This is a genomic window from Tunturiibacter empetritectus (assembly GCF_014201375.1).
GTDB lineage: Bacteria > Acidobacteriota > Terriglobia > Terriglobales > Acidobacteriaceae > Edaphobacter > Edaphobacter lichenicola_D.
In genome coordinates this window covers 843,834-865,185 of sequence record NZ_JACHDZ010000001.1, presented here as the reverse complement: position 1 = coordinate 865,185, position 21,352 = coordinate 843,834, and the positions used below count along the sequence as shown (strand labels likewise).

The 21,352-nt window shown below is 58.5% G+C and carries 23 protein-coding genes; 9 read left to right on the top strand and 14 right to left on the bottom strand.

Going from position 1 to position 21,352, the window contains the following annotated elements; translation table 11 throughout:
* Positions 1 to 2: 2 nt before the first annotated feature.
* The 6 genes from atpA to hfq all read right to left on the bottom strand — a co-directional run bounded on the left by atpA (position 3) and on the right by hfq (position 5,485).
* Entirely contained in the window at positions 3 to 1,550 is a 1,548-nt protein-coding gene (atpA, locus tag HDF10_RS03770) for a F0F1 ATP synthase subunit alpha (RefSeq protein WP_183810580.1), read from the bottom strand.
* A 62-nt stretch (positions 1,551 to 1,612) separates the two neighbouring features.
* Complete coding sequence (gene atpH / locus HDF10_RS03765; protein WP_183810578.1) at positions 1,613 to 2,152, bottom strand: ATP synthase F1 subunit delta; 540 nt, start codon at positions 2,150 to 2,152, stop codon at positions 1,613 to 1,615.
* Positions 2,152 to 2,850, bottom strand: coding sequence for a F0F1 ATP synthase subunit B (locus HDF10_RS03760; protein ID WP_260177589.1), 699 nt, complete (start codon positions 2,848 to 2,850; stop codon positions 2,152 to 2,154). Before HDF10_RS03760 ends, atpH begins: the two co-directional genes overlap by 1 nt.
* Positions 2,851 to 2,873: 23 nt before the next feature.
* On the bottom strand, positions 2,874 to 3,341 hold the full coding sequence (locus tag HDF10_RS03755) for a F0F1 ATP synthase subunit B (protein WP_183810576.1): 468 nt from the start codon (positions 3,339 to 3,341) through the stop codon (positions 2,874 to 2,876).
* 362 nt (positions 3,342 to 3,703) lie between these two features.
* Positions 3,704 to 5,086 carry a GTPase HflX gene (gene hflX, locus HDF10_RS03750; RefSeq protein ID WP_260177588.1) on the bottom strand — a complete coding sequence of 461 codons (1,383 nt, stop codon included), beginning with the start codon at positions 5,084 to 5,086 and terminating at the stop codon, positions 3,704 to 3,706.
* A gap of 78 nt (positions 5,087 to 5,164) precedes the next feature.
* Positions 5,165 to 5,485 carry an RNA chaperone Hfq gene (gene hfq / locus HDF10_RS03745; protein WP_183766481.1) on the bottom strand — a complete coding sequence of 107 codons (321 nt, stop codon included), beginning with the start codon at positions 5,483 to 5,485 and terminating at the stop codon, positions 5,165 to 5,167.
* Positions 5,486 to 5,732: 247 nt separating this feature from the next.
* Between hfq and HDF10_RS03740 the strand changes: the two genes are divergently transcribed.
* Complete coding sequence (locus HDF10_RS03740; RefSeq protein WP_260177587.1) at positions 5,733 to 6,908, top strand: DegT/DnrJ/EryC1/StrS family aminotransferase; 1,176 nt, start codon at positions 5,733 to 5,735, stop codon at positions 6,906 to 6,908.
* A 96-nt stretch (positions 6,909 to 7,004) separates the two neighbouring features.
* Here HDF10_RS03740 and HDF10_RS03735 read toward each other — a convergent pair whose 3' ends face one another.
* Positions 7,005 to 8,192 (bottom strand): SH3 domain-containing protein, encoded by a 1,188-nt coding sequence (locus HDF10_RS03735; protein WP_183810574.1) that lies wholly within the window; start codon positions 8,190 to 8,192, stop codon positions 7,005 to 7,007.
* Between the two features lie 173 nt (positions 8,193 to 8,365).
* Positions 8,366 to 9,526 (bottom strand): lactonase family protein, encoded by a 1,161-nt coding sequence (locus tag HDF10_RS03730; RefSeq protein WP_183810572.1) that lies wholly within the window; start codon positions 9,524 to 9,526, stop codon positions 8,366 to 8,368.
* 87 nt (positions 9,527 to 9,613) lie between these two features.
* Between HDF10_RS03730 and HDF10_RS03725 the strand changes: the two genes are divergently transcribed.
* Positions 9,614 to 10,690 carry a M28 family peptidase gene (locus tag HDF10_RS03725; protein WP_260177586.1) on the top strand — a complete coding sequence of 359 codons (1,077 nt, stop codon included), beginning with the start codon at positions 9,614 to 9,616 and terminating at the stop codon, positions 10,688 to 10,690.
* Positions 10,691 to 10,966: 276 nt separating this feature from the next.
* Here the strand turns inward: HDF10_RS03725 and HDF10_RS03720 are convergent, their stop codons facing one another.
* The 4 genes from HDF10_RS03720 to nadA all read right to left on the bottom strand — a co-directional run bounded on the left by HDF10_RS03720 (position 10,967) and on the right by nadA (position 14,579).
* Complete coding sequence (locus tag HDF10_RS03720) at positions 10,967 to 12,433, bottom strand: catalase (RefSeq protein WP_311732653.1); 1,467 nt, start codon at positions 12,431 to 12,433, stop codon at positions 10,967 to 10,969.
* A 59-nt stretch (positions 12,434 to 12,492) separates the two neighbouring features.
* On the bottom strand, positions 12,493 to 12,921 hold the full coding sequence (locus tag HDF10_RS03715) for a Fur family transcriptional regulator (RefSeq protein ID WP_183810568.1): 429 nt from the start codon (positions 12,919 to 12,921) through the stop codon (positions 12,493 to 12,495).
* Between the two features lie 75 nt (positions 12,922 to 12,996).
* Positions 12,997 to 13,428, bottom strand: coding sequence for a DUF2203 domain-containing protein (locus HDF10_RS03710; RefSeq protein ID WP_183810566.1), 432 nt, complete (start codon positions 13,426 to 13,428; stop codon positions 12,997 to 12,999).
* Positions 13,425 to 14,579: a quinolinate synthase NadA gene (nadA, locus tag HDF10_RS03705; RefSeq protein ID WP_260177585.1), complete on the bottom strand. Its 1,155-nt coding sequence runs from the start codon at positions 14,577 to 14,579 to the stop codon at positions 13,425 to 13,427. The genes HDF10_RS03710 and nadA overlap by 4 nt, the downstream gene beginning before the upstream one ends.
* 345 nt (positions 14,580 to 14,924) lie before the next feature.
* Between nadA and HDF10_RS03700 the strand changes: the two genes are divergently transcribed.
* From HDF10_RS03700 to HDF10_RS03690, 3 genes are read left to right on the top strand one after another with little or no spacing between them, the layout of a single operon-like run.
* Positions 14,925 to 15,470: a Sec-independent protein translocase subunit TatA/TatB gene (locus HDF10_RS03700; RefSeq protein ID WP_183810564.1), complete on the top strand. Its 546-nt coding sequence runs from the start codon at positions 14,925 to 14,927 to the stop codon at positions 15,468 to 15,470.
* Positions 15,463 to 16,260 carry a twin-arginine translocase subunit TatC gene (gene tatC / locus HDF10_RS03695; RefSeq protein WP_183810562.1) on the top strand — a complete coding sequence of 266 codons (798 nt, stop codon included), beginning with the start codon at positions 15,463 to 15,465 and terminating at the stop codon, positions 16,258 to 16,260. Before HDF10_RS03700 ends, tatC begins: the two co-directional genes overlap by 8 nt.
* The gene (locus HDF10_RS03690) at positions 16,248 to 17,264 is read left to right on the top strand and encodes a M28 family peptidase (RefSeq protein ID WP_183810560.1); all 1,017 of its coding nucleotides are present in this window, start codon (positions 16,248 to 16,250) and stop codon (positions 17,262 to 17,264) included. Before tatC ends, HDF10_RS03690 begins: the two co-directional genes overlap by 13 nt.
* A 158-nt stretch (positions 17,265 to 17,422) precedes the next feature.
* Here HDF10_RS03690 and HDF10_RS03685 read toward each other — a convergent pair whose 3' ends face one another.
* Positions 17,423 to 17,962: a DUF3761 domain-containing protein gene (locus HDF10_RS03685; protein WP_183810558.1), complete on the bottom strand. Its 540-nt coding sequence runs from the start codon at positions 17,960 to 17,962 to the stop codon at positions 17,423 to 17,425.
* A gap of 204 nt (positions 17,963 to 18,166) precedes the next feature.
* Between HDF10_RS03685 and HDF10_RS03680 the strand changes: the two genes are divergently transcribed.
* The 4 genes from HDF10_RS03680 (at position 18,167) to HDF10_RS03665 (ending at position 21,038) form a co-directional block, all read left to right on the top strand.
* A complete protein-coding gene (locus HDF10_RS03680) occupies positions 18,167 to 18,373 on the top strand; it encodes a hypothetical protein (RefSeq protein ID WP_183810556.1) in 207 nt (68 codons plus the stop codon).
* A gap of 122 nt (positions 18,374 to 18,495) precedes the next feature.
* Entirely contained in the window at positions 18,496 to 19,434 is a 939-nt protein-coding gene (locus HDF10_RS03675; protein ID WP_183810554.1) for a TerC/Alx family metal homeostasis membrane protein, read from the top strand.
* A gap of 280 nt (positions 19,435 to 19,714) precedes the next feature.
* Complete coding sequence (locus tag HDF10_RS03670; protein WP_183810551.1) at positions 19,715 to 20,272, top strand: PEP-CTERM sorting domain-containing protein; 558 nt, start codon at positions 19,715 to 19,717, stop codon at positions 20,270 to 20,272.
* 211 nt (positions 20,273 to 20,483) lie between these two features.
* On the top strand, positions 20,484 to 21,038 hold the full coding sequence (locus HDF10_RS03665; RefSeq protein WP_183810549.1) for a PepSY domain-containing protein: 555 nt from the start codon (positions 20,484 to 20,486) through the stop codon (positions 21,036 to 21,038).
* A gap of 14 nt (positions 21,039 to 21,052) precedes the next feature.
* On the opposite strand, the gene HDF10_RS03660 is transcribed toward HDF10_RS03665, so the two are convergent.
* Complete coding sequence (locus HDF10_RS03660) at positions 21,053 to 21,283, bottom strand: hypothetical protein (protein ID WP_183810547.1); 231 nt, start codon at positions 21,281 to 21,283, stop codon at positions 21,053 to 21,055.
* Positions 21,284 to 21,352 lie beyond the last annotated feature (69 nt).

Genomic DNA, 21,352 nt, shown 5'->3' with positions numbered 1-21,352 from the left:
GTTTACTTAGCCGCAGCCGTCTCTTTCTTGTCTTTGCGATCCGCCAGAAAGTTTCCCTTGTACTCTTTGATCGCCGCCGTCAAACGAGCCTTCAAATCGTCGTCCAGAGCCTTCTTGGTGGCGATGTCGGTCAGAATCGCAGGCTGCGCCGACTCAAGATAAGGATAGAAGCCGTCCTCGAACGCCCGCAGATCGCTCACTTCCACATCATCCAGAAGCCCGTTCACACCCGCGAAGAGAATTGCAACCTGCTTCTCCGCGCTGAGCGGCTGGAACTGAGGCTGCTTCAGCAACTCCGTCAGACGCTGCCCACGATTGAGCTGCTGCTGCGTTACCTTATCCAGATCCGATCCGAACTGTGAGAACGCAGCCAGCTCGCGATACTGCGCCAGATCAAGCTTCAGCGTCGCACCCACCTGCTTGGTCGCCTTGATCGCCGCCGAGAAACCCACGCGCGACACAGACAGACCAACGTTGACGGCAGGACGCACGCCCGAGTTGAACAAGTCCGTCTCAAGGAAGATCTGCCCATCCGTGATCGAGATCACGTTCGTTGGAATGTAGGCGGAGACGTCGCCGGCCTGGGTCTCGATGATCGGAAGGGCGGTGAGCGAGCCGCCGCCGAGCTGGTCGGAGAGCTTGGAACTGCGCTCGAGCAAACGCGAGTGGAGATAGAAGACGTCGCCGGGGTAGGCTTCGCGGCCAGGGGGACGGCGGAGCAGCAGCGAGATCTCGCGGTAGCTGGCGGCGTGCTTGGAGAGATCGTCGTAGATTATCAGCGCATGCTTGCCGGAATCGCGGAAGTACTCGCCCATCGCGGTTGCTGCAAACGGAGCGAGGTACTGCATCGGCGCCGGCTCAGAGGCCGTCGCGGCGACAACAATCGTGTAGGCCATCGCGCCATGCTCTTCAAGCGTCTGCACTACCTGCGCCACCGAAGAACGCTTCTGCCCGACCGCGCAATAGATGCAGATCAGGTTGTTCTTGGCCGAATTGATGATGGTGTCGAGCGCGATCGCAGTCTTTCCGGTCTGGCGGTCGCCGATCAGAAGTTCGCGCTGGCCGCGGCCGATCGGAATCATCGTGTCGATCGCCTTGATACCGGTAGCCATCGGCTCACGCACCGACTGACGGTCGATGACGCCAGGAGCAAGCCGCTCCACTGGCAGATACTTGTCCGTATTGATCGGCCCCTTGTCGTCGATAGGCTGCCCCAGCGCATTCACAACGCGGCCAATCAGAGCCTCGCCGACCGGCACAGACATGATCTTTCCGGTGCGCTTCACTTGATCGCCTTCGCTGATCTCCGTGTAGTCGCCCAGCAGCACCGCGCCGACCTGGTCTTCATCCAGGTTCATCGCAAGTCCGGCAACGCCGTGCGGGAACTCGATCAGCTCACCGGCCATAACCTTATCCAACCCGTGGACACGCGCAATACCATCGCCCAGCGAGATGACCGTTCCAACCTCATCCACCTGGATGCGCTGCTCAAAGTTCTCAATCTGCTGGCGAAGCAGTTCTGTTATCTCATCCGCCTTGATCTGTGCCATGTCTTCCTTCTACTCGATTCGTGTCAAATCTTCAAAAACTTAGCGCCGTCACCGGCAAGGCTCTAAGCGTTCACAAGCTTCTGCTTCAACTGCTGCAACTGTCCCCGGATCGACCCGTCATACACCGTGGAACCAAGCCGCACCACAGCTCCACCCAACAAGGTTGCATCCTGGTGATAGGTAGCCCGAACGCGTCCCCCCGCAAGCTTCGCAACCTGAGCCTCGAGCTCCGCACGATCCTGATCGTTCAACGGCCGGGCGCTCGTAATCTCCGCCTCAGCCATATTCGACTGCTCATCGGCAAGGACGTGGTACTCCTCGAGAATCTCGTCCAACTCATCGAGACGTTGATGATCCATGATCACCGCAATAAAATTTCGAACCTGCGAAAACATCCCGATGCGTCCGGCAATCGCATCGAGCACCTTCAGCTTCTGTTCGTTCGCAATCGACGGATTCATCAAAACTTCACGCAGGTCGTGACTACCCGCAAACGTTCCACTGAAATCACCGAGCTGTTGTTGTGCCGCAACGGCATCAAGATGCGCGGAGGCAGCCACTGCGGCAAACGCGTGAGCATAACGCAACGAAAGGACAGACATCAGTTTTGTCCTTTCTTCGAATCGTCGCCCGTCAACCGCTGCGCAAAACTCTGCACCAGCAGCCGATCCGTCTCCGCCGTCACTACCAGCTTGCGTGCTGCCTGTTCGATAGCGAGCTCTGCCGCGTACTGCTGTATCTGTCGCTGCGCAAGAGCAGTCGCGGCAGTAATTTCCTGCTCCGCCGCCGCCAAAATCTTTTGCTTTTCTTCTTCCACGCTAGCCGCAATGCGCTGCTCATCCAGCGCGGAGTCTTTCTCTGACTGAGAGCGCATAGCAGCGATCTGACCGTCCAGCTTGCTCAGGCGATCCTCTACACTGCTCAACCTGGCATTGGCATCTTCGGTCGCAGTACGCGCATCCACCAGCTGCTTCTGAATCGATGTGTTCCGATTACGAAAGGTCTTCGGCAACGTCTTCGCCAGAAACCATCCCACGAGCGCTGCCAGAACCACAAAGTTAGCAACCGTAAACGCCGTAGCCGCCTGTTCAGCGTTCAACCCAATCTTCGCCCCAAGAGCACGCACCGTGGCCGAATGAAGATACTTATCGTTCTCATCTTCTTCCTGCTGATTCTTCTCAGACGACTGCGCCTCGGAGGCGGTCTGCCGCTCAGCGCCTGCGGCCGGAGCACTTGCATCCTGCGCCCTCATATGGTCTAACGGCGCAAATAGAAAGCCAATCAAAACAGCAACAGGCAAGAGTCTCTTAATAAAAGAAGTCTTCACTGCGCAACCTCCGCCGCATGAACCCCAGCCGGAAGCACCGCATTGAGAATCCGCGAGCTCAACTCTTCGCTCATTCCTGCAATCTGAAGCCGCGCCTCATGAGCACTCTGCTCAATCTCCTGTTTGGCTCCATGAACGCGATCCTGCGTCTGCTGACGAGCCTGCGCGAGCGCCGCCTCCCGCTCCGCATTCCACTGCTTCAGCTTCTTATCGCGCATCTGAAAGATCTCAACCCTGGCGTGGCGCAGCTTCTCTTCGTAAGCTGCAGTCTCCGCTTCAGCTGCAGCAATCGCCCTCCGAGCCTGCTCGATAGCACCTGAGGTACGGGCGCGCCGCTCAGCCAGTACGCGATCCAGTGGACGTCGAACAAGCAGCCCATAAGCCGCCACCAGCAAGATAAACAAGACCATCGTCGGCACAGAGCCGAGCACAAGTCCACCGAGTTGATTCAGTATCTGATCCATGAATGGGGTCGGCCGGGGCCGCTTGAAAGTCCTGTCGTGAGCGGTTTCACACCGCTACTCTGTTCCAGAAAACACTGGCGCAGGCGCTGCATGATAGTTCGAGGTACACCTAGTTTTAGCAAAGCGATTACAAGGGTGTCAACCAAGCTTCTAATGAATATCGGCCATAACGAGCGATATCCGCACATCGCTGTCCGCCAATCCGCTGAGTCTATTATTTGAACGTTTCCTTTGACTTCCTAGGGCAAAGGACTAGACTTGGAATACCACCTGGACCCTAAGCTCTGGGTCACATAGGTCGCGTGATTGGGGACACCACCTCCGCTCCCCGTCAGGCGGCCTATGCTAGTTAACAGCGCTATTTATTCAACCACCCGCTCCCGGAATCTCCTGAACCGGTTCAGCAGAGAGGCAGGCCCTCGCGCCGTAACGTACGCAAGATTTCCCTCGAAGCGCTTTCCCGCCACAATCGCCCCTGCCTCCAAGGCAGCCAGTACCGCCCCCTCTGACTGCGGCAGACGAAACTGCATCTCAATCAGCGGATCAACAACCAACGCAGCATCGATCGCGGCCAGCAGATGATCCAGCCCCAGCTTTTTCAGGCCGGAGACAGCGATACTTCCCGGCGCTCCCATGGGCATCCCTTCATCGTTCCCAACCAGATCGATCTTGTTCAGCACCTCGATCACTGGCTTCTTCGAGACATCCAGCTCAGCCAGGACCTTCTCAACCTGCGTCTTCTGCTCATCTACCATAGGGCTCGATGCGTCGCGAACATGCAGCAGCAACTCCGCGCGCTCTACCTCTTCCAGCGTCGCTCGAAAGCTGGTAACCAGCGTATGCGGCAGGTTGCGAATAAATCCCACCGTATCCGACAGCAAGATCTTCCTACGTGAAGGCAGCGTCAACTGCCGCAGCTTGGGGTCGAGCGTAGCAAACATCCGCGAAGACTCCAGCACTCCGGCCTCGGTCAGCGCATTGAACAGCGTGCTCTTCCCCGCATTCGTATAGCCCACCAGCGCAACCACCGGCACCGGCACCGCCTCTCTGCGCTGCCTCTGCTGCCGGCGAATCCGCCGCACCGACTCCAGCTGCTCCTTTACGTGGTCGATTCGCAGATTGATCTTCCGTCGATCCGTCTCCAACTGCGTCTCACCCGGTCCACGCGTCCCGATACCGCCGCCCAACTGCGACATCGACTTCCCGCGTCCAGCCAGTCGAGGTAGCTGATACTCCAGTTGTGCCAGCTCCACCTGCAGCTGACCCTCCCGCGTCCGCGCATGTCTTGCAAAGATATCCAGAATCAACTGCGTTCGATCGATAACCCGGCAGGGCAGCTTCGTCTCCAGGTTTCTCAACTGGGACGGCGACAGATCATGATCGAACAGCACCAGGTCGGCCCCGGTCGAGGCAATCACACCCTCGATCTCCTCCAGCTTGCCCTGCCCCACCAGCGTCGCCGGATCCGGCCTCGGCCGCCGTTGAATCAGCGTCGCAGCCACCTCGGCCCCCGCGCTTATCGCCAGTTCTTCAAACTCCGTCAGCGAAGCATCGAAATCAAGGTCAGCCACAACCTTAGGCGCCGCAGAAAGATCGACGCCCTCAAGCGCAGTGCCAGCCGAGACCGCAGCCGCGGTCTTTGCCAGTCTCGCCGCAGCAGTCAGCTTGCGCCGCTCCCCGGTAAACTCCACGGCGACCAGCACCGCGCGCTCCGCCTGGGGCAGACCTCCCCGTCCATGGCGCATCGCCGCCTCTTGCGCCTCAACCAGACTGCGCCTCGCAGGCTTCCTTCCATCCCTCTTCACATCTTCGGTTGTCAACGGCTAGCGGCCTTGTGTCCCTGTCGCCTCTTGTACTGGCCCACCGGCAGGAGCTGAACCTACCGTCGCCCGCACCTCTGGCTTCGCATCACTCCGTATATCACCATGCGTCCCTGCTCGCCCACTCACCACGGTCGAGATCGCATGTTTGAAGATCAGCTGTTCCTGGCTGTTGTTCTCCAGCAATACCGAGTACTTATCGAACGACCGAATCTTCCCTGTCAGCTTCACACCGCTTACCAGGTAAATCGTGATCGGACTCTTATCTTTTCGCACTGTATTGAGAAAAGTATCCTGAATGTTCTGTGCCGGCTTTGATTCCATGGGGCCGATCTCCTTTGTTCAAGTGTTCATACTGCGATGAGGTTCTGCCGTGACCCATCGGCTTCAGAACAAAACTCAGCACAAACTGCCAAGTCTGAAGCCAAGACTGTCAACAATACGAGCATCGACGGCAATAATCAACCTGGCCCGTCACATGGTAGAGACGAGCGCAATACTTCCTTAGACGCATTGCAAGACGGAACGACAGTCTGGCGCAGTCTCCACAGCAACATATGAGCGATATACCATGGCAGATGTGAACCTCCGCAAGCCGCAACCCGTTCCAATGCTTGACTTCTCCCGCCAGTTCGCCGTCCTTCGGCAGGAGATCCTCGACTCCATCGAAGCCGTCTGCAACTCGCAGCACTTCATCCTCGGCCCTCAAGTCACCAGCTTTGAGCAAGCCGCCTCCGCTGCCTGCGCTGTCCCCCACGCTATCGGCTGCGCCAGCGGCACCGACGCCATCTGGCTCGCTCTCGCTGCCGCAAACGTCGGACCCGGCGACGCCGTCATCACAACTCCCTTCAGCTTCTTCGCGACGGTCAGCGCCATCCTCCGCTGCGGCGCCACGCCTCTGCTGGCCGACATCGACCCCGTCACCTTCAACCTCTCAGCCCAAGCCGTCGAGAAGCTCCTCGACTCCCCCGCGGGCCGCAACGTCAAAGCCATCCTCCCCGTTCACCTCTACGGCCAGTGCGCCGACTGGGACGCATTCACAGTACTGAAACAAAACCACAACCTCCTGCTCATCGAAGACGCCGCCCAGGCCTTCGGAGCCACATGGAACGGCGTACCGGCCGGAGCATTAGGTGACGCAGCTGCCTTCAGCTTCTATCCCACAAAAAATCTAAGCGCCATGGGAGACGCGGGCCTCGTCACTACCACCTCCGCCGCAATCGACGACCACGCCCGCATCCTCCGCGCCCACGGCATGCGCCGCCGTTACTATCACGAGGAGATCGGCTGGAACTCCCGCCTCGACTCCATCCAGGCCGCCGTCCTTGAGGTCAAACTCCGCTACCTGCCCAAATGGAATCAGCAACGCCGCGACCACGCCCTGCGCTACGACCAACTGTTCCACGAAGCGAACCTCACCGCAGACACCGTGAGCAACCCAGACAAAGGCATCGTCCTACCCATCACCGACCGTCGCGCCGGCCACGTCTTCCACCAATACGTCATTCGCGCACCCCGCCGCGACGAACTCCGCCAATACCTTACCGAGCGGAAGATTGGCAGCGAGATCTACTACCCGGTACCTCTGCATCTGCAAACCAGCCTCTCTCATCTCGGCTACAAGCAGGGCGACTTCCCCATCAGCGAAGCCGCTGCCCAAGAGGTCCTCGCCCTCCCCATGTACCCCGAACTCCGCGAAGACGAGCAGCAAACCGTAGTCGACACCATAGCCAGCTTCTATCAGTAACAGCCGTTAGCAATCATCCGCGGAAGTCCACCCACCAGATAAGACTCAACACAAGTCGCGGAGTAACTCACCTCGCGCGATCGATTCAGCCATACTCTACCGCTTCTTCTTCCCTCTTCCGCCCTTGCCCGCCGTGCCCTTCTTCTTCTCCGAGACCGGCTCCGGATGAACCTCCCCAGGCGCTGTCGTTCCAGGCTGAATCACTCGCCGAACCAGATTGCCCTCCAGCCGATAAGTCTTCAATACCGTCTTGCCCGGCACAATCGTACCCATCACAGGATCAGCAACCACCGGCCCCGCCTCATCCGACAACACGCGATACGAAAAGGTCGGCGCCGGAGTAGTAGCCGCCGGCAACTTGCCATAAGGATCAGTAGCCGTCGTCACCGTAACCGGCAGATACCCCTCGATATTCCTGTCACGAAATCCCGTCTCATAGCGATGCTTCTTCACATTCCACGTAAAGACGCGCACCTGATCGAAGTCATACGTCAACCCCGCCTTATACGGGCTCAACACCGTCACGTAGATCGGAATATTCTTGTCATCCTGCTCCGCCTCCGGATCGTTCACCGTAGTAAGAACATACGACCCCACAATCCTCTGCCCTTCGGAGTACCGCGTAATCGCATCGGGAGCATCCACATCCATCATCCGGCTAAAAAGCCACCCCGTATCGCCCTTGGAGTCGCGCACCAGCCACCAGTCCTCCATCACTGGCGCCGCGGGTTCGTCCGGCACCGGAGGAGCAACAGCCTTCGCACCCTTCCCCGCTGAACCAGTTGTAGTCGCAGTCGCTGGAACGGAAGCCGGTGCAGCCTTCGCGACCCGCGTTCCCGCAGGCAATGGCTTAGCCAGCGTAGCCCGAGCTAACAGCTTCAGCTTCTCGCCTTCCGCCAGCCGAAAAAATCTCTCCGTGTCGCGGCCCGGCTTGGCATGCATATAAACTTCGTCGCGCACCACCGCCGAGGCAACCACCGGATCAGCCTTGTGATCCTGCTTCAACTTCTCAAACTGGTCGAAGACATCCTGCGTCGCAACCACCTTCTCATCGATCCAGCCCTGCTCCCCCTTGGCCGTTTGGACCTTCACAAACCGCCGTCCGTGATCGAGCACCTCGAGCCGGTCGCCGTTCTCCACCGTAGCTGTCCGGTTGGAGACCGCAGCCACCCGGTCGCGCAGAAACGTCTGCTTCGCCGTCACATACACATACTGAGCCGCCGGCTTAGGCCGCAGCCGCGAGCACCCGCTCCCGCCCGCCACCAGAAGGACCGAGACCGCCACGAAGCCGCAAATCCGCGAAAAGTACCGCACCAAGCCGAATTGTTCAGAGGAAGAAACGATAGCCTTGAAACTCCGCGTCACAACACACCACTTCCTCCATACTAACGGCGGCCTCGCTAATTCCATAACATCGCGGCATCAACTCCAACACCTCCACCCATGTTGGGACGCTACTAATGTGTCAGCGCAACCGCAACAGCCCCAGCAGGATCGGCATCCGTAGCGATGCTGGTCGCCGCATCAAGCTTTCCCGGAGTTGTAATGTCGAAGCTGTACATCGTCAGATCCGGACTACCCCCCACCGACGCCGCGAACAGGTACTTGCCGGTTCGATCGATCCCCAGCGACTGCACCGACGCCCCGCTCTTATAGGGCGATCCGCTCAGGGGCGTCAACGTCAAACCCGCAGGAGTAGTCCCGGCGGCAATCGTGTAACCGGAGATCGTGCCATCGGTACGATTCGCCGCGTAGACATAGGTGCCCGTACCATCCAGCACGACAGACATCGTTCCGCCGCCCGCTGCAAACGGCGACCCAGTAACTGGATTCAACACCCCGCCCGATCCAATCGCGTAGACACCGATTCCCCCGCTGTTCCCACTTCGCGCAATGTAGAGATAAGCCGTCTTGGGATCGACCGCCACCGCATAATCACCCGTGCTCGCATCCACGTTAGCCAGGCTCTGCACCTGCGTTGCTAGACCAGTTGTTGTGTTGAGCGAGAACACAACGTCACCGCCGGTTCCAAGCGCAGCAAAGATCAGCGTCCCATCCGGCGACACCTTCACCACCGACGGGTGCCAGGTCCCCGCCCCATCATGAAGTTTATACGCCGCAGGCGATCCCGCCGTAGCCGTCAACGCACCCGTGGTGGAGTTGATCTGGTAGATATCCAGTTGTTGCGTAAAACTATCCAGCGCAATCAGCCATTGCCCATCCGGCGATACCGCCAGCGAAGCCGCAGTCACCCCATTCTGCACCGCGCCACCGCTCGGTGCGCTCAAAGATCCATTCGCGTTGATCAGATACAGGCTGATCGACGCCTGCCCCGCAATATAAAGAAACGCATTATTCGGAGTCACAACCTCAGCAAAGGGTTGCGACCCAAGCGCGATCGGCGAGTTGCTCACCGCCGTCAGAGTCGCCGTGCCCACCACGAATCCACTCACAGACTTCGTCGTCTGATTCACCACATAAACCTGGTTCCCAGTCGCTCCAGTCCCGCCACCAGAGTTGTTGACCGGAGGAAAGAACCCCGTACAACCCGTAAAGACCGGCAATATCAACGCAGCGCCCACCACTGCCCAACGCCGCAACCTTCCCCGTCGTTCCATCGTCACAAAGCCTCTTCTCTATCTTCGCAGCAGCCGCAGCCTATGCAGAATTAATTCAATAAAAAGCGTTCCTCTATAATTTTCGCAATGCACTCCTCGAAGCTCTTCCATCTTCTGCCTCTGGCCGCACTCCTGCTAGCACAAACTCTTCCCTCTCCGTCACAAGCACAACCGGCTCACTCCTTCGACGCAGCAGCCCGGCAAACAGCATCGCTCTCCGTCGCACTGCAACAGGAAGTTCACGCAGATATGAACTTCCTCGCCGACGATGAACTTCACGGCCGCGGCTCAGCCACCCGCGACGAGCACATCGCCGCCCTCTTCGTAGCCTCCCAACTCCAATCCCTCGGCCTCGAGCCCGGCGGAGACAACGGCACCTTCCTCCAAAAATCCCCCCTCCCCGATCCTCTGCCCGCAAGAACTCAGCAGCGCATCGCAAAGTTTCAGGACGTCGCCCGCAAAGAGACCTGGAACGCCATCGCCATCCTGCGCGGAACCACCGCACCCAACGAGGTCATTCTCCTCACTGCGCATCTCGATCACCTCGGCATCGGTCCCGCCAACGCCGCCGGCGACACCAACTACAACGGAGCCGACGACGACGCCTCCGGCACCACCGCCGTACTGACCCTGGCCCACATCCTTGCCACCGGCCCCCGACCCAAACGCACCATCGTCTTCGCCCTCTTCGGCTCCGAAGAACTCGGTGGCTTTGGTAACCGTGCCTTCCTCGCCCACCCACCCGTGCCACTCACCAGCATCGTCGCCAACCTCGAGTTCGAGATGATCGGCCGCCCCGACCCGGCCGTTGCCTCTGGGACCCTCTGGCTTACTGGCTTCGACCGCTCGAACCTAGGCCCCGAACTGGCAAAGCACGGTGCCCACCTGGTCAACGACCCTCACCCCAAAGAAAACTTCTTCCGTCGCTCCGACAACTACGCGCTGGCTCAGCAAGGCATCGTCGCTCAAACCGTCTCCAGCTATGGCCTGCACAAGGACTACCACCAGCCCAGTGACGAGATCCGCACCATCGACTTCACCCACATGACCAACGCCATCGCCGCCATGGTCAATCCCATCCGCTGGCTGGCCGACACCTCGTGGAAGCCTGAATGGAACCCCGGCCGCAGGCCGGAAGCCAATCCCACCGGCCCAACGCCGTAAAACGTCCTGCCGGACGGGCTCGCTACGCGCGAAGCGGTCACTTCGTGACGCGTATACCTTGTGGTGGCGAGTGAGGTGCAGTGGTCCTCCCGTTGGTCGGAAAAGAAAGATGATGCCGACCAACGGAAGGCCCAGATGAAGATCATTCTGCCCAGAAAAGGTATACGCGTCACGAAGTGACCGCCCTCCGCGCAGGATGCCCGTCCGGCAGGACACAGTCATTAAAAAGAAAGAGCGGCCGCGAAGGGCCGCTCTCTATGTAACAGAATAAGTTACTTATGCACTAACCAGCTCTTCCTTCTTCACAATCTCTTCAATCTTGCGTCCGATAGCCTTGGCAACACCTTCGCCATACTTCGGATCGCACTTGTAGAAGTGATTGATCTGCAGGTCCTGGATCCGCGTCTCCACCTGACCCAGGCCAGCCGCGATATTCCCGCACAGCCGCTCCTGCGCATCCGGTGTCATCAGACGGAACAGGTTCCCCGGCTGCGTGTAGTAGTCGCCATCATGCTCACGATGGTCATACCGCCCCACGGTCGCCGTGTTGTAGGTCACAGGACGCTCAAGATACTTCTTATCCTGTGTCGGTCCGCCAAAGCTGTTCGGCTCGTAGTTCGGACCACTGCCGCCGTTCTCTCCGTAACGCATGCTGCCATCACGGTTGTACGTGCTGTACGGGCACTTCGGCTCGTTGATTGGAAGCAGGTTGTAGTTCACTCCGATGCGATACCGGTGCGCATCCGGATAGCTGATCAACCGACCCTGAAGCATCTTGTCCGGCGAAAAGCCCATGCCCGGAACAACGTTCTTCGGATCGAACGCCGCCTGCTCAACCTCGGCAAAGTAGTTCGCCGGATTGCGATTCAACTCCAGTTCGCCGATCTCGATCACCGGATAGTCCGCATGAGGCCAGATCTTCGTAAGGTCGAACGGATTGATGTGATAAGTCTCCGCCTCAGCCTCCGGCATAATCTGAATCTGCACCGTCCACTTCGGGAAGTCACCCTTCTCAATTGCTCTGAAGAGATCGCTCTGCGAGTGGTCCATGTCCACAGACTTCATGTGGTCGGCCTCTTCGCGATTGAAGTTCTTGATCCCCTGCTTCGTCTTGAAGTGGTACTTCACGTAGAACAGTTCGTTCTTCGCATTGATCAGTGAGAACGTGTGGCTGCCATACCCGTTCATGTGGCGATAGCCATCGGGAGTGCCGCGGTCCGAGAACAAGATCGTCACCTGATGCAAGCTCTCCGGCGAGAGCGACCAGAAGTCCCACATCATCTTGGGCGACTTCAGGTTCGTCTCCGGATCACGCTTCTGCGTATGAATGAAATCGCCGAATTTCAAAGGATCGCGAATGAAGAACACCGGCGTGTTGTTGCCTACCAGGTCCCAGTTGCCCTCTTCCGTGTAAAACTTCAGCGCAAATCCACGCGGATCGCGCTCAGAGTCAGCCGAACCCTTTTCACCGCCAACGGTAGACATGCGCAGGAAAGTCGGTGTCTTCTTGCCCTTCTCAAATACCTTGGCGGTCGTGTACTTCGCCATATCAGGATGGGTACAGGTAAATGTGCCGTGCGCGGCCGAACCCTTCGCATGCACCACACGCTCAGGAACACGCTCACGGTTGAAGTGTGCCATCTTCTCAAATAGCAGATAGTCTTCAAACACGATCGGTCCACGATTACCCACCGTGATGGAGTTCTGGTTATCGCCAACCGGTCGTCCGGCATCGGTAGTCATTTGCTTGCTCTTTAAGTCTTCTGCCATAAATCACCTCTTACACTCGTTAGGAAATCGCCCTAAGCTTGCTGGCACTTCGCACAAATGCCAATCACATCCACTGCATACCGCTCCACCAGAAAGCCGCCGGGCAGTTTGTCCTGCTTCGACACCAGCCCAAGCTCTTTTTCTCCAATGTCGGTAATCGCCTTACACTTCGAGCACACCATGTGGTGATGCGATTCATCGTTCATCTCCACGCGCAGCGAGCCATGATGCATGCTCACCTCGCGGAAGACGCCGCTCTCCACAAACAGATGTATGTTTTTGTAAACGGTAGCCAGCGAGATTGCCGGCACCTTCTTCTTTACCTGCGCATAGACCTCTTCCGGACTCGGATGGCCATGCATCGTCTTCATCACTTCGTACAGGACCTGCCGTTGGTGAGTCACAGCAATGCCGTTTTCCTGGCAAAGCTCGCGAAACGTTCTGGCCTCGTTCACCAACATGAAGCGAGTATAAACGATAAAGATTATCGTCCGATAAATTTAGTTATCCACAGAAGAGCGTCTGTCCACCCAAATCTAGTTCAGCCGCTCGGTCTTGCCGAACCGCGAATCCAGAGGCTTTCTCCCATCAAACCCCTCCTCCTCGGTGTGCCAATGAGCAATGGCCGGCTCGCCCAGCTTCCAGCAGAGCAGCACCGTTCTCCCATCCATTACATAAGGAAAGTCCAGCAGCCCCTCCTCGAGATCCTTCACCTGAACCCCGATCGAGTCAATCTCAGCCAGCGTATCCTTGGCCAACTGCACCGCTTTATCCCGCTCCGCCCGGCGTCGAGCCGCAACACTCACATCCACATGCATCCCACCAGACAGAAAGATCCTGTGACTCAACTGCTGCATCTCGTACTCAAGCTCCACGGCCCGGACCTGTCCCTCCCGAGCCTTTTTCAGCAGAGCCTCTACCACTGGCAGCAACGTCTGGGCCTCGCCTAACGTAAACGTCTTACTCAAATCCTGATCTCCAGCATCCTGTCGAGCGCAACGTGCGCCCACTGCTTCACATCATCATCCACCTTGATGCGATTCACAACCCGTCCCTCAACCAGATTTTCCAGAGCCCACGCCAGATGCTGCGGAGAGATCCGGTACATCGTCGTGCACAGGCACCCCGAGTCATCGAGCGTAATCACCCGTTTGCCCAGCGGCGCAAACCGCTTCGCCAGCCGGTTCACCAGGTGAATCTCCGTCCCAACCGCAAAGCTCGAGCCCTCCGGCGCCCGCTCAATCGCCTGAATAATATGTTCGGTCGAACCCACATCATCCGCCTTCTGGCAAACCTCCCAGCGGCACTCCGGGTGAACGATCACCTGCATCCCCGGCTCCTCCCGGCGCACCCGATCCACATGCTCCGGCAGGAACCGCTGATGCACCGAGCAGTGTCCCTTCCACAAGATCACCTTCGCCGCCTTCAACCGATCCGGACTAACCCCACCATTAATCTGATAAGGATCCCAGACCACCATCTCGCTCAGCGGAATCCCCATCGCAAACGCAGTATTCCGTCCCAGGTGCTGATCCGGCAGAAAAAGAATCTTCCCCGCACGCGCAAACGCCCACTCAAACGCCCCACGAGCGTTCGAAGACGTACACACCAACCCACCCCGCTCACCACAGAAAGCCTTGATCGCAGCAGCCGAGTTCATATAAGTCAGCGGAATCAACCCACCCGAAGCCTCATCGGTAATCCCCGCGCGCTCCAGCGAATCCCAGCAGTCTTCCACCTGCCCAATCTCCGCCATATCCGCCATCGAGCAGCCCGCATTCAAATCCGGCAGAATCACCTGCTGCCACGGCCGCCCCAGCACATCTGCCGTCTCCGCCATAAAGTGCACGCCGCAAAACAGCATGTACTTAGCATCCGTCTCGGCCGCCACCTTCGAAAGCTTGTAGCTATCCCCGGTAAAGTCGGCAAAACGAATCACCTCATCCCGCTGATAATGATGACCCAGCAGAACAACGTCGGTGCCAAGCTTCTCGCGCGCAGCAGCAATCCGGGCGTCCATCGTATTGTCCGGCTGGGCAAGGTAGTTGTCTAAGGAACACGAATCTGCAACACTCTCCGCCACGGCCGCAGCCGGTGCGATCTCCAATAGTCCGTTCAAGGTACTCCGCCTTCAGTCTCACAAGGTCGTCTGGCACCGGCTGAGCCGATACCGTCTTTTCGCCTCTGAGACGGGGATGTTGAAAGCATGCACTGCTTGAGTTGCAGTGGATTCACTGTGCCGGCCTCAAACCGTCACCCAACCCACGGGGGTGTTGCAACTCCTACCACTTCATCACTCGTGATCCGTCAGATCACTCGTTCGTACAATTAGACACACACCGCATTCAAAAGGTGCGCTTTTCTTCGAACGATCCTGCCGCCTACACTAGAAATCTTACAACAGCATCAACACCCTCCATCCATTTGTTCCGTCAACTCGTAAGCCGTATCATGGGACTGACTTATGCCTAGCTTTCAGGACAGCGCCGTCATCTTCTTCCTCGCCCTGCTTCTCTTCGGCCCGAAGAAGCTGCCCGAGCTCGCCCGCCAACTCGGCAAGCTCATGGCCGAGTTCCGCCGCGCCTCCAATGAATTCCGCATGCAGATGGAAGACGAGCTCCGCGTCGCCGATCAGGAAGAGCAGCGCAAGAAGATCGCCGCCATGGAGGCCGCTGCTCCCGTAACACCAGCCATAGCCGCATCAGCCATAACCACAGACGAAAACACCATCGCCCCACCCGCACTCACCGAAGCCTCCACCTCAGACGTAACCCCCGAACGCATCGCCCAACTCACTCAGGAGCTCGTAGAAGACCACCCACACATGCCGCCTGCGACTCCCGCGCCTATTCCCATCGCAACCTCCGGTGACCTCAATCTCATGCCACCCTCCACTGGCCTACCAGTCAGCAACTCGGCCCTCTCCCCCGTCCTCGACGCCATCCCCCACGCGACCGAGTCCGAACCCGCAGCCGAAGTAGTCGCCAGCGAGGCCACCCACCATGGCTGATCTGGTCGACAGTGTTCGCGCCGCCGTCACGGACCGCGCCGAACTCCCCGGCATGAGCCTGATGGAGCATCTCACCGAGCTCCGCAAGCGCCTCATACACGCCACCGTCTATCTGCTCATCGGATTCGCCGTCGCTTACGCCTTTCACGAGCGCCTCTACGGCCTCGTCCAAAAACCACTCGACGATCTCCACATCGCACTCAACTTCACCCACCCCACCGACGGCCTTAACCTCTACCTCAAGACCGCCCTGCTCGGTGGCGCGATCCTCGCATCCCCATTCATCCTCTATCAGCTCTGGCTCTTCATCTCGCCCGGCATGTACGCCAACGAGAAGCGCTACGTCGTCCCCTTCATGGGCGCGACCATCGGACTCTTCATGGCAGGAGCCTGGTTCGGCTACCATTGGGTACTCCCCGGCGCCATCAAAGTTCTCGTCCTGGACTTCGGTAAAAGATTCCACCCCATCCTCACCATCGAGGACTACACCCAGTTCTTTCTCGCCGTCATCCTCGGCCTCGGCATCTGCTTCGAACTGCCCATCCTCATCTTTTTTCTCTCGCTCTTCGGCATAGTCGACGCCAAGTTCCTCATCAAGCACATCCGCTACGCCATCCTCGTCATCTTCCTCATCTCGGCCATCATCTGCCCGTTGCCCGATCCGTTCAGCATGATCCTGTTCGCCAGTCCCATGCTCGTTCTTTATCTCCTCGGCGTAGGCGTCGCGTACTTCGTCCATCCATCCCGCCGCAAACCCAAAGAGGTCAGTAAAGCTGCATGCCCCCCCTAACTTTCCTGGCACAATCTAGCTTCCAGAACTGTCATCCTGAGCGAAGTGGTTCGCGCTCTTTGCGAACCACGCAGTCGAAGGATCTGCTGTTGTTGTTGCTCGTTCTTCTTCTGGCGCGCATCAACATCAACGCGCAGCCCACCGCTGCCCCGCACTTCAGCGGACAAGCTGCCTACACCCTCACCAAACAGCTCCTCGACGTAGCCCCCAAGCGCTTCAACGGCTCTCCCGGCCACGCCAAAGCCGAAGACTTCTTCAAGCAACACTTCGCCCCCGAAGCCGCCAAAGGCAACTTCATCATCGACACCTTCACCGCCACCACCCCCGCCGGCCTCCAGACGATGACCAACTACATCGTCAAATACCCCGGCAAAAAAGACGGCATCATCGTCCTCGCCTCTCACTACGAGACCAACTACTACCTCCGCGACATCAACTTCTACGGCGCGAACGACGGTGCCGCCACCTCCGCGCTCCTCATCGAAATAGGCAACATCCTCCGCGCCCACCCACCAGAAGGCTACTCTGTCTGGCTGGTCTTCGACGACGGCGAAGAGTCCGTCAGCGGCAAATGGTCCAGCGCCGACTCTCTCTACGGCACCCGCCATCTCGCCGCCAAATGGTCTCAGGATGGCACCCTCGCCAAAATCAAAGCCCTCCTCGTCGCCGATATGATCGCCGACAAAGACCTCAACATCGACTACGTAGAAAACTCCACCCCGTGGCTGCTCGACCTGCTAAAAGTCGCCGCTAAAAACACCGGCCACTCCGCAAACATCTTCAAGTACCGCGAGGCCGAGGAAGACGACCATCTCCCCTTCGCGCAACGCGGCGTACCCGTTCTAGACGTGATCGACGCCCACTATGGTCCCACCACCGACGCCATGCCCGACGGCTTTCACCACACAGACAAGGACACCCTCGACAAAATCAGCGCCCACTCCCTGCAGATCTCCGGCGACATCTTCCTCGAGATGATTCGCCTAATCAACCAGCGCCCCTGAACGCTGAGGTTATGCCGGGCAGCGAACAGCCCGTTGGTCGGAAACAAAATTCTCATTCCGACCAACGGGAGGACCAGCCTGCCAGACTCACCAAGACAAGGTATACGCGTCACGAAGTGACCGCCCTCCGCGCAGGAGGCCCGTCCGGCAGGACCTTCTTACTTGGTGCAGCTCTTTCCGTGGTCCCCATGAGCGCCCTTGGCCTTGGCATCAGCCTCAGACATATAAGAGCCTTCCTTCGTCTTCCCGTAAAAGTCCGACCCATAGCAGTGGTAGACGTTGCTCGACGTATTCACCCACACCAGTCCAGGACCGCCACCAGCAGCCAGCGGACGAGCAGCAGCCTTCTGTGAGGGAGACAGCTTTCCCGACGTCCCACCCGACGCAGCAGCAGCAGCTGGTGCAGTAGCCGCAGCAGCCGCAGGCGCAGCAACCGGAGCTGTCTTAGCAGCCGCAACCGGTGCAGCAGCAGGTGCAGTAGCCGCAGCCCCAGCAGCGGGTGCCTTCGCCGTCGAAGCGGCATACCACTCCTTCACCCCCTGGTGTCCCCGGCAAGCCCCCGCTTTACTCGCAGCCGTCGAGTAGGTTCCGTCCTTGCACATGCCCGTAGATCCCGCTGGTGCCGCTGCCTGGGCCACAGCCATCTGTGTGCCGACGAGCCCCGCTGCAACCGCCATCAAACACATCGAAATCTTCATAAAATCTCCTGTAGGTTCAATTTAGGGTGTCCGAATACCGCCAAATCCTATCCCATCCGGCCTGACCTGTCACCAAAAACCGCGAAAACCCGTTCCATTGCCTCAAAAACAAACCAATTGTCACCCAAACGAGTTACAAACTACTGCATTCGAGGGATAGCACCGGGCTAATGCTCCCCCTAGTCTTGGCCGATAGGAGGGACCATGCAGACACCAACGTACGCAGACATACACAACCGCTACACAGAACTCACCACCCGCACCGCTCGTCAAAACAACAATGCAGACGGCTTCCTCGAGACCCACCATGTACTCGATATCGCGCGCAGCCTCTTCCTGTCCTCCCTCCTGTGGATGGCGCTCGCAATCATCGTCTACACGGTCTACTCCATGGTCGCCGGCGCACACTAACCAGCGCTCGCAAGCAGCACCGTTCCAATAGCTCCGTCAAACCCTCCCCAGACGAGCTCGGCCCCCAAATTAGATCTCTCTCCCTGCAAGCTTCAGGCCCCGCCCTGTAGCATCCAAGGGAGATGCTCGTCGCAACCCCCATCAGCCACTGGATAGGTTTTCACCTCTTCATCCTCATCCTCCTCGGGGCTGAGCTCCTCTACGTCCGCCACCAGGGCCCCTCCAAAACTCAATCCACCTCGGTCGCCGCCACCATCCTCTGGGTCGCAGCAGCTCTCGCCTTCGCCCTCTTCATCCTTCGCTCCATGGGCGGCCAGGCCGCAACCCAATATCTCGCCGGCTACGCCATCGAAGAGTCGCTCTCCATCGACAACCTCTTCCTCTTCCTACTCCTCTTCCGCGTCTTCAAGATCGAACCCGCCCACCAGCCCAAGGCCCTCTTCTGGGGCGTCCTCGGCGCCATCCTCATGCGCGGAGCCTTCATCGCCGCCGGCCTCGGCCTCCTGGCCCGCTTCGAGTGGGTCAGCTACCTCTTCGCCGCGATCCTGCTCCTCGCCGCCATTCGCCTCGTACTCCCAGGCGCCGAAAAGCCACAAACCGAAACGCCCCGCTGGATCGCCTGGCTCTCCCGCCTCCACCCCGTCAGCCTCCGGCAGGACAAGTTCTTCGTCTTCGAGAGCGGCCAGCGCATGATCACCGTCCTCTTCCTCGCCCTCATCGCCATCGAGCTCACCGACGTCGTCTTCGCCCTCGACTCCATCCCCGCGGTCCTCTCCATCACCCGCCAGCCCTTCCTCGCCTACACCTCAAACATCATGGCCGTCATGGGCCTCCGCTCGCTCTACTTCCTCCTTGCCCACCTGCTGGCCAAGCTGCGCTTCCTCCACTACGGCCTCGCCGCGGTCCTCGCCTTCGCAGCCTTCAAGATGCTCGCCGCCCACTGGATCGAGATCGGCCCACTTCTTTCGCTCGCCGCCATCATAGCCATCCTGGGGATCACCATCGTTCTCTCGCTCCTTCCAAAAGGCGCTCCGCGGCCTGATAAAGCACTGAATCCATAGGAGAAAGCCAGTCACGTGGACCTCGAGTGAGGTTGCACCGACGTAAATAGGGAAACTTTGCAGTCTAAAGTGGAAAATCTTTTCCCTCATGAAGGGCGGAAGCTAGAACAGGGGAAAAAATGACATCCGGGCTCAAATCCAAGGTCCGCTCCAGGCCGTTATGCGAAATTCCTGCAAGTTGCTCGAAAACGACCCTAGAACAGGAGTTTTCTAATTCTTAGGCCATAAGGAACCTTTGGCGAGGCACTTGCAATAACCACAGGCATAAGGAGTCACACCTATGAAATTGCCTGCCGCATTTCTCGCTCTGGTTACTCTCGCCCTTCTCCCATCCGCCCTTCACGCCGACTCCATCTCTGCAACCATCAATGCCGGTGCCGGTGACCAAATCATCACCCCAATTGTCATCGGTGACGCCGAGGTATTCAGCTTCACGAAGCTCAGTACAGATATCTTCAGCACTAGTCTTGAAACCTTCACCGCAAGCTACGCAGACGTCTCAGGAGTACTTGGTGTTCTCAACGTCACCGAAGCCTGCGTCGCCGTAACCGTCGTCTTCAACCATGTAGCTCCCTGCAAAAGCCTTGCATTTTCCTTCACTAATGCCACCCTCGGTGACATTAGTGTCGGCACCTTTCTCGGCCTCGGCGCCAACGTGGCAGGAGATGTAGCCGGAGTCAACTTCGATGGAAGCATCGGCGCCGGTTCAGGCTCCTTCAACTTTACCGACCCCTCTTCCAATAGCCCCGTCCCGGAACCCGGCACACTGAGCCTCATGGCCACAGGCCTTCTCGGCGCAGCCGCTACCATCCGCCGCAAATTCGCGACGGCCTCCTAAAAAATTTTCCGACACCAAAACACGTTAGCTCAAGGCAAACTTACGGACCGTCGAAATCTGGCGGCCCGCCTTTTTTCACATCCATCCTCAATTGGCGATCCTTCGTCCACTCTCCCGTCAAATCGACCGGAGAAAAGATATCCTTGCAGAGGTTCGATACAAACTAGGACTGAACTTGTCGTATTTAACTTCCTTGTGTAAAAAAGACTTAATGTCCTCTTCTCATACTGCTCTGAAGTACACCAGACTCGTCCACCTCTATCTCGGTGTCTTTATTGCACCTGCCCTGCTTTTCTTTGCTTTTACCGGAGCGCTCCAGACCTTCAGCCTCCACGAAACCACGCGTGGCAGCAGCTACAAACCGCCCGCCTGGGCCGTGACGCTAGGCCAGATCCACAAGAAGCAAACCATCGTCGTTCCCGTAAGAAAACTCCCCCCTGACAGGTCCCCAGAAAATTTCCCAGTCAAATCACTAGACAAGCCCTCAAACAAGAGCGCCGATCAGCAGCCAGACAAATCTCAATCCGCCGCCACAACCGCCCCACAGCCGGCGCAAAGCCCATCGCCCCAATCATCGGACACACCCGCCCCAAAGCCACACAACGCCCTGCCCTTGAAGGGCTTCTTTCTCCTGGTCTGCATTGGCGTGTTTGTCTCGACCATCTCGGGCATCTACATGTCCTACAAGTACATCCGCAACAGAGGTCTCATCACAGTCATTTTGATCGCCGGCGTCATCCTTCCCGTTCTCCTGACCATTCTTTAATCACGATCCCGCTTCTACCGAAGAGCTCCAAGGCCGCAGCCCTTCACGGCTCCAACTCCCGTCGTTCGCGGCCACTCCCCCATCGCAGAAGAAACACCAGCAACCAACACCGCAACGATCCCGCCCCCAAACAACCCAGCCATAGCCGCCGCCAGCGCCGCCCGGCCACCATGGAAGAATCCATTCGCCCTGACATCCGCCACCTTGCAGTAGATCTCCATCGCCGCCACGCAAAAGCTCAACATCGCCCCACAATCGACGCAACCAACCACCGAAGACCCCGGTCACGACTCAAGCCGAAACCTCCGCCCACT

Excerpts from the sequence above, each read along its gene's own strand:
- atpA (WP_183810580.1), bottom strand. The coding sequence starts at position 1,550 with ATGGCACAGATCAAGGCGGATGAGATAACAGAACTGCTTCGCCAGCAG.
- atpH (WP_183810578.1), bottom strand. The coding sequence starts at position 2,152 with ATGTCTGTCCTTTCGTTGCGTTATGCTCACGCGTTTGCCGCAGTGGCT.
- HDF10_RS03755 (WP_183810576.1), bottom strand. The coding sequence starts at position 3,341 with ATGGATCAGATACTGAATCAACTCGGTGGACTTGTGCTCGGCTCTGTG.
- hflX (WP_260177588.1), bottom strand. The coding sequence starts at position 5,086 with ATGCGCCATGGACGGGGAGGTCTGCCCCAGGCGGAGCGCGCGGTGCTG.
- hfq (WP_183766481.1), bottom strand. The coding sequence starts at position 5,485 with ATGGAATCAAAGCCGGCACAGAACATTCAGGATACTTTTCTCAATACA.
- HDF10_RS03740 (WP_260177587.1), top strand. The coding sequence starts at position 5,733 with ATGGCAGATGTGAACCTCCGCAAGCCGCAACCCGTTCCAATGCTTGAC.
- HDF10_RS03730 (WP_183810572.1), bottom strand. The coding sequence starts at position 9,526 with ATGGAACGACGGGGAAGGTTGCGGCGTTGGGCAGTGGTGGGCGCTGCG.
- HDF10_RS03725 (WP_260177586.1), top strand. The coding sequence starts at position 9,614 with ATGCACTCCTCGAAGCTCTTCCATCTTCTGCCTCTGGCCGCACTCCTG.
- HDF10_RS03720 (WP_311732653.1), bottom strand. The coding sequence starts at position 12,433 with ATGACTACCGATGCCGGACGACCGGTTGGCGATAACCAGAACTCCATC.
- HDF10_RS03715 (WP_183810568.1), bottom strand. The coding sequence starts at position 12,921 with ATGTTGGTGAACGAGGCCAGAACGTTTCGCGAGCTTTGCCAGGAAAAC.
- HDF10_RS03700 (WP_183810564.1), top strand. The coding sequence starts at position 14,925 with ATGCCTAGCTTTCAGGACAGCGCCGTCATCTTCTTCCTCGCCCTGCTT.
- tatC (WP_183810562.1), top strand. The coding sequence starts at position 15,463 with ATGGCTGATCTGGTCGACAGTGTTCGCGCCGCCGTCACGGACCGCGCC.
- HDF10_RS03690 (WP_183810560.1), top strand. The coding sequence starts at position 16,248 with ATGCCCCCCCTAACTTTCCTGGCACAATCTAGCTTCCAGAACTGTCAT.
- HDF10_RS03685 (WP_183810558.1), bottom strand. The coding sequence starts at position 17,962 with ATGAAGATTTCGATGTGTTTGATGGCGGTTGCAGCGGGGCTCGTCGGC.
- HDF10_RS03680 (WP_183810556.1), top strand. The coding sequence starts at position 18,167 with ATGCAGACACCAACGTACGCAGACATACACAACCGCTACACAGAACTC.
- HDF10_RS03675 (WP_183810554.1), top strand. The coding sequence starts at position 18,496 with ATGCTCGTCGCAACCCCCATCAGCCACTGGATAGGTTTTCACCTCTTC.
- HDF10_RS03670 (WP_183810551.1), top strand. The coding sequence starts at position 19,715 with ATGAAATTGCCTGCCGCATTTCTCGCTCTGGTTACTCTCGCCCTTCTC.
- HDF10_RS03665 (WP_183810549.1), top strand. The coding sequence starts at position 20,484 with ATGTCCTCTTCTCATACTGCTCTGAAGTACACCAGACTCGTCCACCTC.
- HDF10_RS03660 (WP_183810547.1), bottom strand. The coding sequence starts at position 21,283 with ATGTTGAGCTTTTGCGTGGCGGCGATGGAGATCTACTGCAAGGTGGCG.